Origin of the sequence: endosymbiont of Acanthamoeba sp. UWC8 (genome assembly GCF_000730245.1) — a bacterium.
Classification (GTDB): Bacteria; Pseudomonadota; Alphaproteobacteria; order Rickettsiales; family Midichloriaceae; genus Jidaibacter.
The window spans coordinates 316,712-332,218 of sequence record NZ_CP004403.1 but is presented as its reverse complement, the minus strand read 5'-3'; the positions used below and the strand labels follow the sequence as shown (position 1 = coordinate 332,218).

General features: G+C 34.8%; 12 protein-coding genes. 8 read left to right on the top strand and 4 right to left on the bottom strand.

All coding sequences use genetic code 11. The features are described from left to right. Positions 1 to 77 precede the first annotated feature (77 nt). Both wrbA and nuoG read right to left on the bottom strand, forming a co-directional pair. A complete protein-coding gene (wrbA, locus tag I862_RS01525; RefSeq protein WP_038538177.1) occupies positions 78 to 674 on the bottom strand; it encodes an NAD(P)H:quinone oxidoreductase in 597 nt (198 codons plus the stop codon). 140 nt (positions 675 to 814) lie between these two features. Continuing rightward, complete coding sequence (nuoG, locus tag I862_RS01520; protein ID WP_038538174.1) at positions 815 to 2,866, bottom strand: NADH-quinone oxidoreductase subunit NuoG; 2,052 nt, start codon at positions 2,864 to 2,866, stop codon at positions 815 to 817. A 102-nt stretch (positions 2,867 to 2,968) separates the two neighbouring features. On the opposite strand from nuoG, the gene I862_RS07765 reads away from it, so the two are divergent. Genes I862_RS07765 through I862_RS01500 form a run of 4 tightly spaced genes read left to right on the top strand, consistent with a single transcriptional unit; the run spans position 2,969 to position 5,971 of the window. Then, positions 2,969 to 3,385 (top strand): flagellar assembly protein FliX, encoded by a 417-nt coding sequence (locus tag I862_RS07765; protein ID WP_158499242.1) that lies wholly within the window; start codon positions 2,969 to 2,971, stop codon positions 3,383 to 3,385. Further along, entirely contained in the window at positions 3,385 to 4,308 is a 924-nt protein-coding gene (locus I862_RS01510) for an AEC family transporter (protein ID WP_038538171.1), read from the top strand. Before I862_RS07765 ends, I862_RS01510 begins: the two co-directional genes overlap by 1 nt. A gap of 9 nt (positions 4,309 to 4,317) precedes the next feature. After that, the gene (locus I862_RS01505; protein ID WP_038538168.1) at positions 4,318 to 4,977 is read left to right on the top strand and encodes an HdaA/DnaA family protein; all 660 of its coding nucleotides are present in this window, start codon (positions 4,318 to 4,320) and stop codon (positions 4,975 to 4,977) included. Continuing rightward, positions 4,964 to 5,971, top strand: coding sequence for a class I SAM-dependent methyltransferase (locus I862_RS01500; protein WP_038538165.1), 1,008 nt, complete (start codon positions 4,964 to 4,966; stop codon positions 5,969 to 5,971). The genes I862_RS01505 and I862_RS01500 overlap by 14 nt, the downstream gene beginning before the upstream one ends. A gap of 70 nt (positions 5,972 to 6,041) precedes the next feature. On the opposite strand, the gene smpB is transcribed toward I862_RS01500, so the two are convergent. Together smpB and kdsA are read right to left on the bottom strand one after the other, a co-directional pair. Continuing rightward, on the bottom strand, positions 6,042 to 6,521 hold the full coding sequence (smpB, locus tag I862_RS01495) for an SsrA-binding protein SmpB (protein WP_038538162.1): 480 nt from the start codon (positions 6,519 to 6,521) through the stop codon (positions 6,042 to 6,044). Between the two features lie 2 nt (positions 6,522 to 6,523). Then, complete coding sequence (gene kdsA, locus I862_RS01490; RefSeq protein WP_038538159.1) at positions 6,524 to 7,363, bottom strand: 3-deoxy-8-phosphooctulonate synthase; 840 nt, start codon at positions 7,361 to 7,363, stop codon at positions 6,524 to 6,526. 82 nt (positions 7,364 to 7,445) lie between these two features. Between kdsA and I862_RS01485 the strand changes: the two genes are divergently transcribed. The 4 genes from I862_RS01485 (at position 7,446) to I862_RS01470 (ending at position 15,004) form a co-directional block, all read left to right on the top strand. Then, complete coding sequence (locus I862_RS01485; RefSeq protein ID WP_038538157.1) at positions 7,446 to 8,723, top strand: bifunctional folylpolyglutamate synthase/dihydrofolate synthase; 1,278 nt, start codon at positions 7,446 to 7,448, stop codon at positions 8,721 to 8,723. A gap of 120 nt (positions 8,724 to 8,843) precedes the next feature. Further along, on the top strand, positions 8,844 to 10,820 hold the full coding sequence (locus I862_RS01480; protein WP_038538154.1) for a hypothetical protein: 1,977 nt from the start codon (positions 8,844 to 8,846) through the stop codon (positions 10,818 to 10,820). A 253-nt stretch (positions 10,821 to 11,073) separates the two neighbouring features. Next, on the top strand, positions 11,074 to 13,914 hold the full coding sequence (locus I862_RS01475; protein ID WP_038538151.1) for an AsmA family protein: 2,841 nt from the start codon (positions 11,074 to 11,076) through the stop codon (positions 13,912 to 13,914). Between the two features lie 211 nt (positions 13,915 to 14,125). Then, entirely contained in the window at positions 14,126 to 15,004 is an 879-nt protein-coding gene (locus tag I862_RS01470) for a hypothetical protein (protein WP_038538148.1), read from the top strand. The last annotated feature ends 503 nt before the right edge of the window (positions 15,005 to 15,507 follow it).

Sequence of the window (15,507 nt, the reverse complement as noted above, 5' to 3'; positions counted from 1 at the left end):
CTAACTAAATCTTAATAAAGTTTAAGAAAGGAGCTAATGTGCTCCATATAATCTTAAAAGCTTATTTTATATTTACGCTACTTAGTCAGTTTTGCCGTAATTTCCGCTACATGTTTGCCTTGAAACTTAGCCATATTGAGTTCTTTTTGATGGGGAGTGCGAGAACCGTCATGGCCTGCAAGAGTAGAAGCGCCATAAGGGCTGCCGCCGATTTTATGTTCCATATCTACAAGGTCAGGGCAGCTGTAGGGTAATCCTACAATTATCATACCGTGGTGCAATAACGTGCTGTGGAAGGAAGTAATAGTGGTCTCATTACCGCCGCCTGTGCCTGTTGAAGTAAATACGCTGCCTAATTTTCCTACCAGCCCTCCTTTCGCCCAAATCCCACCTGTACGATCAAGAAAATTGCGCATTTGAGAAGTCATATTGCCGAATCTGGTGGGTGAGCCGAAGATTATAGCATCATAATCGGTTAATTCGTTAGGGTCGGCAATCGGAGTATTATCTTCTCTTCCGCCTGCTTGCTTGAAATGCTCAGCAGACATAAGTTCAGGAACTCTTTTTAATACAACTTCAGTACCCGGGACTGATCTCGCTCCTTCGCAAACAGATTCCGCTAAAGTTTTCACATGGCCATACATGCTGTAATATAAAACTAAAACTTTGCTCATTATATTTACCTTTACTATTTAGACTTACTATATTTAATAAACCATATATTAATAATAATAACAAGCTTATGTAGTTATTACCTTAACTTACTTCTTGATAGTAAATATTAAAGCTATAAAATAGTTATAACTAAAAACCTTTAAGCAACTTTTTGATCAGCAGATCCTGTGATTTCTTTAGTACATAATGCCATAGTCCTGGAGTTTCTCGAAATCGGGTCAGTCATGTAATAGTTTTCAAAAGGATTTGTAAAGTTATCAGATAAGAAATCTTTAAACTTCCCGCCTTTTTCAGGAAACTCTTTAGATGCTTTAATTCTGTTCATCTGTTCAAATATTTTTGAAACTTCCGACATCTTATTTCTGACCTGCTTAACGGTAGAGTAATCAAGGTCAAGCTTTAAGCTTCTGATAATATCGCTTATAATTACCCGATCCTCTTTCGCTTCATTGGGTGGATAAACAACTAAATTAGTTCGCTGAGGCCTACCTTCAAGGTTAACATAAGTGGCCTCTTTTTCAGTATAGGTCGCACCCGGTAGAATGATATCAGCTCTATGAGCTCCTTTATCGCCATGATGACCGATATAAACTACAAAAGTATCAGGATGAAGTTTTGAAAAATTTATTTCATCAGCACCCAGCAGGAATAAAACATCCATTTTTTCAGTAACCATTCTGTTAACGGGTTTGCCGTTTTTGCCGGGAATGAAGCCGATATCAAGTCCGCCAACTCTAGATGCCGCTCTTTGCAACACATTAAAGCCGTTCCAATCATCTCTTATTACTTTATATTCATTAACAATGCGTTTAACTTGATAAAGCGTAGCTTCAAAATCATCTCTGCATAACACTTGTGAACCGAGGATTATCATCGGATTTTTAGCACTATTCAGGATACTGCAATAAGGGTGATCCCCATCGGCAATTTGCTTTAATATCCATGCATTATTTCCTAAGTATCTATAAGGATAAGTTAAATCAACTTTTTCACCGATAACTGCGACTTTTAAGTTATTATATAGATGTGCTTTTCTGATTCGTGCATTAAGAATAGCTGCTTCATGCCTTGGATTTGAGCCGATGATTAAACAGATGTCAGCTTGCTCTATCCCCGCTATTGTGGTATTAAATGTGTAAAGTGATCTATATTTGTTATCAACTTGGCTACCGTCTTGCCTGCAATCAAAATTAGCGCTGCCGAGTTTTTGCAGCATCTCTTTAGTAACTAACATGGTTTCAACATCAGTTAAGTCCCCGGCGATAGCCCCGATCTTTTCAGCTGAAGATTTTGTTATCTTATCTGCTAAAGTGCTTAAAGCTTCTTCCCATGAAACGGCTTCCAATAAATCTCCTTTTTTTACCATAGGGGTATCAAGGCGTTGATACTTTAATCCGTCATAAGAAAACCTGGTTTTATCGGAAATCCATTCTTCATTTATATCATCATTAATCCTCGGAAGTATACGCATTATTTCACGGCCGCGACTATCTGCCCTAATATTTGAACCGACTGCATCTAAAACATCTATGGTCTCGGTTTTTTTAAGTTCCCAATTCCTTGCTTTGAATGCATAAGGTTTAGAAGTCAATGCACCAACCGGGCAAAGGTCGATTATATTTCCCGATAACTCTGAACTTAATGATTTTTCAATATAAGTGGTCACCTCCATTTCTTCACCTCTTCCGATTGCGCCCAGTTCCGGAGTGCCGGCAATATCTTCCAAAAATCTAACGCAACGTGTGCAGTGAATACATCTGGTCATATGGGTTGCAACCAAAGGCCCCATATATTTATCTTTTACTGCTCTCTTCTCTTCAGTATAACGGTTTTTACCCCTCCCGTAAAAAAATGCCTGGTCTTGAAGATCACACTCGCCGCCTTGATCACAAATCGGGCAATCGAGCGGGTGGTTGATAAGCAAGAATTCCATTACTCCTTCACGAGCTTTCTTAACCATTGGAGTATCAGTTTTAATCACCATACCTTCAAGTGCAGGCTGTGCACAGCTTGCAACAGGTTTTGGAGATTTTTCCATCTCAACCAAACACATCCTACAATTACCAGCAATTGCAAGCCTTTCATGGTAACAAAACCTCGGTATCTCAATCCCCAGCGTTTCGCATGCTTGAATTACGGTAGTTCCTTCCTCAACAACAATTTCTTTGCCGTCAATAGTTAGCTTAGGCATATCTCATTTATTTTTGGTTATTCTAATGTTTTGTTTGTAGCATAAGCGATTAAAATGTTCTATATAAATGTTAACAATAAAAGCTTGTGTTATAAAAGTATTATGGAAGTTTTTAAAATTAATAAACCGAAGGAAGCTTCTGAACTTAAGAAGAAGAAAAAAGTTAGCTTAAGCTCAGGGTTTTCAACACTTTTAGCTTCAGAAGCAGATGAAAAAGAGGAAGTTGCGAGAGCCGCGAATACTTCTGCAGTCTCGAGCTTATTTTTTTTACAGGAAGCTAATCTTCCTGATATAAGCAGGCAGCAAAACTTTGCTCGCGGCGAAGATATACTTGCTAAACTTAAAGAATTTAAAGATATCTTGTTAAGCGGTAATATCAGCAAAGATAAATTAGAAGAGATTAAAGCTAAATTGAGTTTTGAAAGGGTTAAAACCGAGGATAGAAAGTTGGAAGCCTTGTTGGATGAAATAGAGCTTCGAGCGCATGTTGAGCTTGCGAAGTATGAGAGTAATAACTGATGCAGATTTTTTTAAGCTTTTGTCTTAAAATCTGGCCGTTATATATTTATATAATAATGGGGTATTTCGGTGGAAGGTTATTTAAGATTGATAGGCAATCTATAGCTTCCTTATTATTTTATTTTATTGTACCTTTCGTATTTTTTAACGTAGCACTAAATGTTAAAATTCAACCTTGTTATTTGTTTCTCCCCCTAATTTGTTTCATTCTTTGTATTTCTCTTTGTTTTATCTATTTATATTTTGCAGGTAAACTTTGGAAAGACGGTAAAGCGAATTTAATCGCTTTTGCAGCAGGCACGGGAAATACCGGATATTTTGGCTTCCCGCTTGCGTTGATGCTTTTCGATGAGCATCAGGTTGGAATTTATATGCTTGGAAATATCGGGTTTTCTTTATACGATTATACGGTTGGTGCATATATTATTACCAGAGGAACCTATACCAAGAAGCAAGCTTTGCATAAGGTGATGAGGTTACCTATGATTTATGCTTTTATACTCGGGTTAACTTTAAATTATCTCGGATTTAAGTTGCCTAGTGAGGTAAGTCATTTTGCGCAACATTTGAGAGGGGCTTATATAGTTTTAGGGATGATGATTATCGGGCTTGCGCTTGCTAACCTTGAGGCTTATAAAATTGATTATAAATTTTTAGCCTGTTTTCTTTCGGCAAAATTTTTAGCAGCTCCAATGATTGTGTTATCGATAATTACTTTAGATCAAAATGTTATGCATATATTTGAAGGCAATGAGTTTATATATAAAATTATGATATTGCTCTCTATAGTTCCGCCTGCTGCGAATACGGTTGTTTTCGCTACCCTTAATAAGTGCCATCCTGAGCAGGCGGCAGCGGCAGTGCTGGCCGGAACGGTTTTAGGTATGGTGTATGTTCCTGCAATGGTCACTTGGTTGATTTGACGGTGGATTATGCAATTTACCTTTAAATTTATTCATGAAAAAGAATTTACTGAAGAGAATTTTATTATCTCTTACTGTAACCTTGAAGCTTATAAGGCTATAAAAAGTTTTCAGACATGGCCTGAATATAGAATGCTTATACTAGGTTCTGAAGGAGGGGGAAAAAGCCATTTAGCTAAAATATTTGCTAAAGAAGCAGGGGGTGAATTTATAAGTTATGATGATGAAGAGCTTAATCTTAAAGCTAAAGCTTGGATATTAGAAGATATTGAGCAATTTGGAGATGAAAATCAGCTGTTTCATAAAATTAATCTTGCTAAGGAGCATTCAATAAGATTGCTTATAACGGCAGAGTTTTTGCCCAGGTATAATTTAAAAGATTTGCAGTCGAGAATTAACGCAACCGCTAAAGTGATTATAAAGAGGCCGGATGATGGGCTTTTAAGAGCTTTATTGATGAGGCATTTTTCTGATCGGCAGCTAATTGTTTCCTCAGATGTAATGGAGTATATTTTTACTCGTACCGAACGAAGCTTTGAATATATAAAAAGATTGGTTGAAAATATTGATAAGCTTTCTCTAGAGCAAAAGCGAGAAATTACTGCTCCTCTGGTTAAAAAAGTTTTAGAAAAATATATGCCCGAGAACTTAGCCGATGAATCCGAATGAGAGAATAAGGAGTCTGATTCATTCGAATCAAGGTATTCCGCTTGATCAATTTATGAGCTTATGCATTTCTTATTATTATAATACGCGTGACCCCTTTGGTAAAAAAGGCGATTTTATTACCGCGCCCGAGATAAGTCAGATGTTCGGAGAAATAATCGGGATATGGTGTGTTAATGCGTGGATTAATTTAGGTAAGCCTAAATTTAATCTAGTTGAAATCGGCGGGGGCAGAGGAACTCTTATGGATGACTTACTGCGAGGTACTAAGCACATTGGAGAGTTCGGTGAGGATATACAAAAAATTTATATGGTAGAAACCAGCGAAAGCTTAAAATCAATTCAACGACAAAAGCTCTCCCGACATAATTATAATTTTATATGGCTTAAGGATATAGAGAATCTTGAACCTTGCTATAATATAATTATTAATAACGAATTTTTTGATGCCTTGCCTATAAAGCAGTTTATTAAAGTTAGACATGGTTTTAGAGAAATATATGTTACTCTAAAAGAAAATGAATTCATATTAATGCCTTTAGGAGCAGAAATTCAGTTGGATATTGAATGCAAAGCAGAGGATATTATAGAAGTTTCACCAGTAAGAGAATCATATGCAAATAAAATCACTACTTGTTTAAAAAATTATGGAGGGGCGGCGTTAATAATTGATTACGGTTATCTAAATCCACCTTTTATAAGCACATTACAAGCAATGAAAGATAATGCTTACCGTGATATTTTTCATAATATTGGTAACTCGGATTTAACATCTCATGTGGATTTTAGCTCACTTATAAATATATTCAAAAGAGAAGAATTACAGTGTCTATTTAGCACTCAAGGGGAATTTCTAAGAAAGTGCGGGATTGAGTTCCGCGCAGAGCAGCTAATAAAAAACGGAGCGGACAAAAAGAAAATACAATCCGAATTAGGTAGATTAGTTGATAAAGAGCAGATGGGAGAATTATTCAAGGTTTTAGAATTATATTCTTAATTGATCAGAAATTTAGTTTTTATAATATGTATGATGACAATTTTGTTTTTTTTAATTAATATAATGAGTCTTAAATATTACCGCTATCTTTCAAAACCCTGGCTTTTTGTCTGTCCCATTCTCTTTGTTTGATGGTTTCCCTTTTATCATGGAGTTTCTTGCCCTTTACAGCTGCAATTAACAATTTTGCTTTATTTTTAAGATTGAAATAAAATTTGAGCGGTACTACCGTATACCCTTTTCGCTGAATGAGCCCGGTTAATTTTTTTATTTCGCGGGAATGGAGCAATAGCTTTCTCGGCCTTCTCGGGTAGTGATTATATAACTTCGCTTTATCGTATTCCGGAATATATGATCCGTGGATAAATAACTCACCTTTATCTTCTGAGATATGACACTCAACGATACTTGCTTTCCCACATCTTAAGGATTTAGCTTCACTGCCGGTTAAAACTATTCCCGCCTCATAAAGTTCCTCGATGAAATATTCATGATAAGCTCTTCTATTTTCGGTAATAATCTTTCTGATGTTTTTATCAAATTCGCTCATAATCAGTAATTGGAAGGATATTGTTTTGCAATATTATCAAATTGAATCAGCTCTTTAAGAATTGCCTCAAGTTTATGCAAGTGAATCATGCACATCCCGTCACTGGGCGCATTATCAGGATCAGGATGGGTTTCTAGGAATACGCCCGCTACTCCAACTGCAACCGCAGCTCTTGCTAAAACTTTTACGAATTCTCTTTGCCCGCCGCTTTGTGCGCCTGCTCCTCCGGGTTCTTGTATGGAATGAGTGGCATCAAATATAACCGGGTAGCCGGTTGTCGCCATTATAGGAAGTGCACGCATATCACTTACCAATCTATTATAACCGAAACTTGCCCCGCGCTCGCAAAGCATAATGTTCTCATTGCCCGTGGAAGCTATCTTATCTGCAACGTTTTTCATATCCCAAGGAGCTAAAAACTGTCCTTTTTTAACGTTAATAACTTTTCCAGTATTTCCGGCTGCAATTAATAAATCCGTTTGTCTGCATAGAAAAGCCGGAATTTGCAGTACGTCAATAACTTGAGAAAGGATCTCGCATTGAAACTCGGAGTGAACATCAGTTATAACCGGGCAGCCGAAAGTGTCTTTTATTTCGGCAAATATCGGTAAAGCTTTTTCTAATCCTATACCTCTTTGAGCGCTAAGTGATGTGCGATTAGCTTTATCAAAAGAAGTTTTATATATCACATTAATATTTAACCTTTTTGCAATACTGCAAATTTCCTCTGCAGTTTTCATCGCATGATCTCTTGATTCCATTTGGCAAGGACCTGCAATTAAGGTAAACGGAAGATCATTCCCTATCTCAAAATTCCCTAACTTAATTCTTTTTTGTTGCATAAAGTTTTCTATAGCTACTTATTTTGTCCTATAATATAACTAGCATTTATATGAGAAACAATCATTTTTATCTTAAAAATATATGGTTAAAATGCCGCATTGGCCGATACCTTACGGTAAAAAGCCGATAGACTTAGGTTTAGAAAGAGTAAGAGAGCTTTTAAATAAGCTTGGTAATCCTCATAAACATCTTCCTCCCGTGATACATATAGCAGGTACGAACGGTAAAGGTTCTACCATTGCTTACCTAAAGGCGATTCTAGAAGATGCAGGGTATAAAGTGCATAGATATATCTCTCCCCATTTAGTAAGGTTTAATGAAAGAATAACTATAGCAGGCGAGGAGATCAGCGATGAATATTTATATCAAATAATGGAAGAAACCAGAATTGCCGCCGGAGATTTAGGGGTAACATTCTTTGAAGGTACCACGGTTGCAGCCTTCTTAGCTTTTGCAAAAGTTCCGGCTGATATTGTATTGCTTGAAACCGGGATGGGAGGAAGGCTTGATGCTACTAATGTGATTGATAACCCGCTACTTAGCATAATTACTCCAATTTCTGATGATCATATGGAATATTTGGGTGATACGATTGGTAAGATAGCTTATGAAAAGGCAGGTATTATAAAAAACAATTGTCCTTGCATAGTAGGGTGGCAGCCGAAAGAAGCTTACAGGGTAATAAAAAACAGGTGTGAAGAATTAGATGCTCCTTTATTTGCGTGTGGTGAGCACTGGAATTTTAGAGGTGAAAAAGATCATTTTAGTTTTATTGATGAAGATGGAGAGTATGACTTCCCGCTTCCTGCATTAGAGGGCTACCACCAAATAATCAATGCAAGTGCAGTGATCGCAGCCTTACAATATCTGGAAGGGTTTGATATTACTTATAAAAATATTATTAACGGGCTTGCTAAAACTAAATGGCCGGCACGTCTGCAAAATATAACAAGCGGAGTATTAGTTAAAATGTTGCCCCGAGATTGGGAATTATGGGTAGACGGAGCTCATAACAACGCAGGTGCACAGATGCTTTCGCTAATGATGGAAAAGTGGAAGGATAAACCAATTTACTTAATTAACGGCCGGACGAGAAATAGAGATGTAGAATCATTTTTAATGCATTTTAAGGATAAAGTGGAATGCGTAGTCGGGGTGGAGGTAAAATCCGAACCGCTTGCCGAGAGGCCGGAGAGAATCGCGGTAGCTGCGGAGAAATTAGGATTCTCCTCATTTGCCGCAGAGTCATTAAAAGAAGCTGTTAGTTATTGTATAAGCTCTTCTTCTGCTCCTGCAAGGATTTTAGTTTGCGGCTCTTTATATCTTGCCGGTGATGTGCTTTTGGCTAATTCAGAATAACAATAATTTTTTTCTAAATTAATTTGTTGCAATTATTTTAAACTGCATAATATGATATTGGGGAAGCTGTATTTATCTGCATGAATACAAGCTTATAAAAAGAGGTAAGGGGAGGGAACCGTGCAGCACAAATGGAAAGATATTGTGAATTCATATTTTACTCAAGAGGTGGGGACATCAGGTGAGGAAAATAAAGAATTAAATGACATAAAAGGTTGGATGCAAAATAGGTTGATTAAAAAGGTAGGAACTTTTGCTTGGCAGAGTATTCCGCTACAAATAATCAGTGTATTTATTGCTGCAATATCATTCTCCAAGATATTCGGCAATCAAGGGATTATACTTTTTACTGACGAGGATGATGAGAGCTATGATAAAGGGATCCAAGCGCTTAATAACTTAATTTTTACCGTGTCGACTTCCTTAAGCCATAGTATATATCAATATACGCATGCAATCGATATAAACTGCAGAAAAAATAAAAAGCTATATTCAGAGCTTAAACAGACCTTCCAGGAAATTGATAAGTACTCGGCTAATGAAGAAGGAGATATAGAAAACCAAGTTGAGCGACCATATAAACTAGTAGGAGATACTATCGCAAAAGCATTGGAAAAAGCTTTAACTCTAAAAGGAGTAAAGAATATAAATTGCTTGAATGATTTTAGAGTTACTGAATACACTTTAAACATGTTGATTGCATTTAATAAATATTTGTTAAATCAGGGCAGCCTAGGCTTATTAGCTTTTGATAACGACCACTGTGAACGGATAGCGGAAGAATTTGCGGAGATTATCGCCTCCACTATTAATAAAAGATCTTATGTATCTAATCTAGTTCGCGCGCATAAACCAAATCATGCACAGCTGAAGTTAACACCGAGTATAGAAAATTTTTTAATTATTATTGATGAGGTTATGACTAAAGATAACCAAGTTAAAAAGCCGTCTAATGAGTCCATAAGAGCCATAAAGCAACATTCTGAAGATGAAGATGATGCTAAAAGTAAAGGTAAAGAGAAGGAAGCATCAAAAGAAAGCTTAAGAGACGGTAGTGAAAAAGGGAGGTTCGAAATTAGCAGCTATTCCGAGGCAGAAAATGCTGAGGGGGAAATAAGCGAGAGGTGGAGCCGACATGCGGGAGAATTATCGGATCACAAATATGATGCAAGCGAAGAACTAAGCTATAATATAGAATTCTCCGAGGATGAGTATGAGGAGGGAGAGTTAAGTGAAGCGACTGCAAAGAGCCGGGGCAATGAGGAAAACTTACCTAAGGGATCGCAAAAAATTTATAAAAATAAAAGTAAAATATATGATAAATTCTTAGGAGAGTCTAAGTCCGGTTCTCAGCCTATAAACTTTTCACTTAATCAAGGGTTGTATAATAAATACTTAAATAGCGGTACTGTTGCGCAATGTATATATAAAATTTTCTGCTCAGCCTCCGCCGGGTTAGCAATCTATAATCCTTTAGCTTTTGATAATAATTATTCGGTAGTATTTAGATATTTGCTTGCTTGCGGCTCATTATTAACTTCCTATGTGTTTTATAATTTATATACTAACATAAGAAATATTGAGACTAATGAAAGGGAGATTGTCGAGCGCTTAGAAGATGTGATTAGGAGTTTATATGCTAGGCGTCTTATTATTAAGGATGCTGAGAGTGAATATTTAATTACTGTCCAAGTTAAGCAAATTGAGGAAATATTAAGTGAAACTTTCAAAGCATTAGAAAATGACCATAGTATAAAATTAGATGAAAAGAACCAAGCTAAAGTTCTTGCAATTACTTACTCTGCCTTGGGCAGTGTGCTTATTGAGAAATTTAACAAAGATCAAAAATTTGAGTTTAATGCCGAAGATAAGCTAAATATTTCCACCTCTTTGGCATGCGAATTAGCAAAAGATATCAGCAAAGCTCCGTTAAATTCAGTAGTAGCAGCAAGAAACCCGGGTAAAAGTAAGTTGTTAAATAATATTTACGAACGCCCCTTAATTGATGCAATAAAATATAACCTTGCGGGAGAGAATGATAACAGAAATTGGTGTGAGAGAATTGAAATGAAAAATTGCAGGCATGCAGGTAAATAATATAACAACAGTTGCATCTCCTATGGTGCTTGCAGGAGGTGTATGATATTGAAAGCTAGTTAGGTTATATGTTTTACGACTGTGCCGGTTAGCAGTAGTTTTAAAAAATTAACTATTATTCTTAAGCTTATTTAAAAAGAGCTTTTTTTAAACTATAAAAAGTAGAAAAGGGTTTTTTGTTGACCATTCTCTTGAGCAGCTTTAATATTAAATAATAATATATACAACTATTTCAACGTTCCAGGGGTTAATCTTGAAAACTTTAGCAAGTAAAATTATTAAGTTTTTGCTTATCATATTTATTGTGTTAGGAGTTTTAGAGTTTGCTACATATTTTATTGCTTTCAATCAATATAAAGAAGTAGTTGAAAAAGTTTTTAAAGAACAATTTAATCTAAAAGTAAAAATTAACGGTAATATAAGATATAAGATATTCCCGCTTCCCCATGTGGAGCTGGAAAAAGTAGCAATTAATAATAATAAGAACGCTTTACTTACTAAAGTTTCTAGAGTCAAAATATATTCCGGTCTTTTATCACTACCGAATTCTTTAGGACAAGCTAAATTTAAAAAGCTGCACTTAAATAACGGGGAATTTAACCTAACTAATATTTTAGAAAATTTTAAAGAAAATAAATTAAACGAAAAGTTGGATTTAAATAGCTTTGTTATAACAAACTCATCAATTGATGTTTTAAGTTCTACAAAAGATAAGGTGGAAAAAGGAGTATTAGAGAAGTTAAACTTAAAACTTAGCAAGGATGGCTGGTTCTCTAAAAATATTGAACTTGAGAGTGATTTTGAGATCAATCATAAACCGATAAACTTTACAGCAACTTTTGATGCTGTGGATGCTCAAGGTTCTTCTGACCAAGCAGCAGTAAGATTATATGATAAAACCGGAGAAATAAGCTTCGCAGGTAAATTAGAGAATTTAATTTCAGAACCCAAACTTGCCGGGAATATTACTGCTAAAGTTACTGATGTAGAGAAGTTTAGCCAGCATTTTTCAAGCTCTCAATATATAAAAACTCTTTTAAGTAAAGAGAATTTAAGTATAGCAGGTGAGGTTGAAGCAAGTAGAAAATATCTCAATATTAAAAAACTAACTATAAATTCCAATAATATTAAAAATATTATTATAAATTCTAAAACTGAGTTTTACCCGAATATTGAATCTAATATAGATATTACGGCGGATAATATTAATTTAGATAAATTTGCCTTATGGGAAAATAAAGATACCGCAACCTCAGTCAAGCTACAGGAGATAGTTTATGGATTGTTGAGCTATTTTAATACTGAAATTTTTAATAGTATTGATCTTTTCTTTAACTTTAAAATCAATTCTTTAACTGTAAATTCAGAGCTTATAACAAATTTAATATTTGATTTTGATTCCTTTGCGGGCGATATTTCTCTTAATACTTTTGAATTTAAGCTTCCTGGTAGTAGTGAGTTAAACTTGAAAGGAATAATAACTAACAACACAATTAGGCCAAAATTTATCGGTGATCTGGAATTTGTTTCTAATGATTTTCCAAAATTTTTAGGTTGGTTAAACATTGATAAGGATAATGATAAATTATATTCCTTCAAAAAGTTTATTATTAAATCTCAAGCTGAATTAATTCCTAATAATTTTAAATTGGTGGATATAAAGGCAGCTTTAGATAATTTACTTTTCGTGGGTTCTTTAAGCGCGCGTAATGGGGATAAGGAAAAAGTTAGCCTTTATACAGGGCTAAGATTTAATAAAGTAGACGGTGATTATTTTAACCTCGATAAAATGCTAAGTGACCTAGTCACGAAATTTTACATTAGTGATTATGATAAAACCGGTGATGTTTATTCTAAAAATACGGATGATTATAAGTGGCTTAGAAAATTTAGCGGGAATGTAAATTTTGATATTACCGTAGATGAGTTTACTTTAAATAAATATAAATATAATAATTTTGATTTTTCACTGGGGATATCTCCTAATCTACTTGCTTTAAACAAAATTGCCGCAAAGTCTGAATTTGCAGATTTTGATGGAAGGGTAAATTTATCTTTACCGTCGTTTAAACCGACTATAAACTTAAATTTTAACTTTGATTCTTTAGATACAAAATTTTTAAATTATGTTCTACCTTCTCAAGCTTCACTACGAGAAGCCTTAGTAGTTCATTTCCGAAATCAGGAAAAAGAAAGTAAAAGTAGCTTATACGATAAAAAAGAAGAGGATGCTATAGTTAGCGGATTTAATTTCTTTAGCGCTAATAATCATGAAGGAAGCATAGAACTGAAAGCAAACAAATTTATTAATGATGAATTTAATGCAAGTGATGTTGAGTTTTTAAGCACGCTAAATAACGGTCTTATCATAATTGATAAGCTGAATGCAAGAGTTTTTGACGGTCAAACTAGCATTAGAGGTAATGTTGCCGTTTTATCTCCTGTACCAAGTGTTAGCTTTTCTCTCGCTTTATATAATGTTAACCCCGGGAAACTAATGGAAAGTTTTACCGGAGTAAACAATATGTCGGGATATTTAAGTGCGAGCGGTTCAGTAAGCAGTAGCGGAATGAACATGCCTTCTTTAGTATCCAATATGCAAGGCAGTGTTGAATTATTAGCTAAAAAGGTGGGGATTAAGGGTTTTGATGTTGGGCAGTTAGTAAATATCCCTGAACTTGCTACTCCTGTTAATGATAAATTAAAACGGCTTGATTATTATGCTAAATATGGAGAAAGCTTATTTGATAAGGTGAAAGGCAGAATAAAAGTAAATAACGGTATAGCAAGCTTTGAGGACTTCACGCTTGAGAACAACCGGGTAGGGGGTGCATTTGCTGCTAAATATGATATATATAATAACATAATAAATAGTATTATAAAATTTTCGTTTATACCGATAAATAGGCCGACTCCTATTGAGTTTCAATTTACAAGTAAGGGCGCAATGTCCAACCTTACAACCACAAGAGATCTTGCAAAGTTAACCGAATATGTAAATATACGCTCCAGGTCAATCGGTAATATAGCCGATGCAGCAGAGGAATATAACCAATTGGATAAAGAATCCGTCTTAAGGAAACGTTTGAAATAAGCTGTTATAGTTAATTACTTGCAAATTAGAGTTTTTAATTTAAAAAACGGCTAATGCTATATACATGGATCTATAGGGTAATATCTCATAACAATACCACCCTATCTTAACAGAAGCTTAGCATATATTCCTCTCTAATTAATATGAATCAACTTTTTAATTCCTAAGTGATATCATAACCTTGATTTAATCAATTATTTTGAGGTAAACCATGAACAAATACACGGATATTCCGACCAGTTTCTTAACCGACACTGTTTTAAATTCTATAGTTAGTGCTTGTTACTCTAAGGTTCCAAACTCTTCGCCTATAAAAAGTTTTATAGTATTGGAAACTTTCTCGTTGGTGAAAAATATTGCGGCATTAAGTTCCATATACCCGATAACTAATATGGTTTATCATTATGATCAGTTAAAAACTAAAGAAAATGATACAACCATTGATGAGCTAAAACCTGCTGGTTTAGATTTTCTTCAGCTTGGTGTATTATTAACTTTCGAGAAAGTAGTTCTTCCGCTAGCTGAAGTTGCTTTACAAATTCATTTAGTTAATAAGTTAGACATACAAAATCAATTTAAATATGCAATATATGCCGGATTAATTGCTTCTAAAATGGTGGACACCAGCTACCTTGATAGTTGGAGCGGGCTTACGGACGGTATAGTGACTCTCATATTTGAAAATTATACTGATTCAGACTATTTAGAAACGATAGTTTCAAAATATAAAAATAGTACTTCTTCTGCAAATCTTACAGGGGAACAGGAAGAATCCCTTAAGCTTAAAGCCCATCCCGGTGCTCAAATCCTCTCTCAAAGTGATGAGTATGACGGATATATTCAAGTTAATTACCTTGACCCTCAGGATAAAAAACTATGTTTGGATAAAGTCGCTCAGGAAGAATGGTTAAAAGTTGCCGCTAATGAAAATGTTGGGGTAATTCGGATTGATAGTCGATCTATTATCGAGACATATGATGAATGTCCGAATGATACAATTGAGGTAAATGAATTTATAAACGGTAATGAAGAGTTGAGTAAAGTACATTATTTTATACCTCTTGAAACTGATCTTTCTACGATTTCTTAAGCATTTGAAAATGCTACATACAGGGCATAGTTGAACTATAAAAAATTTAACTAAGTTTGCGTATAAATGATTATGCCATTTATACAAGCACACGCTATAAATGGCGTTAAGGCGCGTGCTTCTCACTATCATTATATCTGATTATTCAGTTGTTAAATTATACAACATATTAAATATGCCGGATATTCAAATTAATTTATTATATAGTAAATTAATTTGAATAACTTACATATTTATTTAAACAAGCCTTCAGATAATCCTAATGACTTATTATCAAAATTAATAGAATTAATAGTAGCGCGCCCCTCCGCCCCACCCTTTTTTTAAAGGGGCAGCGCTCATAAAAATTATTAAATAATTTTTATGTATCTTTACTTTGTTATAAAGCGCCTAGGTTAAATAAATATTATTGTGTGATTTATAACTTAATAAACTATGTTTAGAAATAGTGGCATTGATTTGCTTCAAGCTGTAGAGTTTTAGTTCAATTCTAATATTATTTT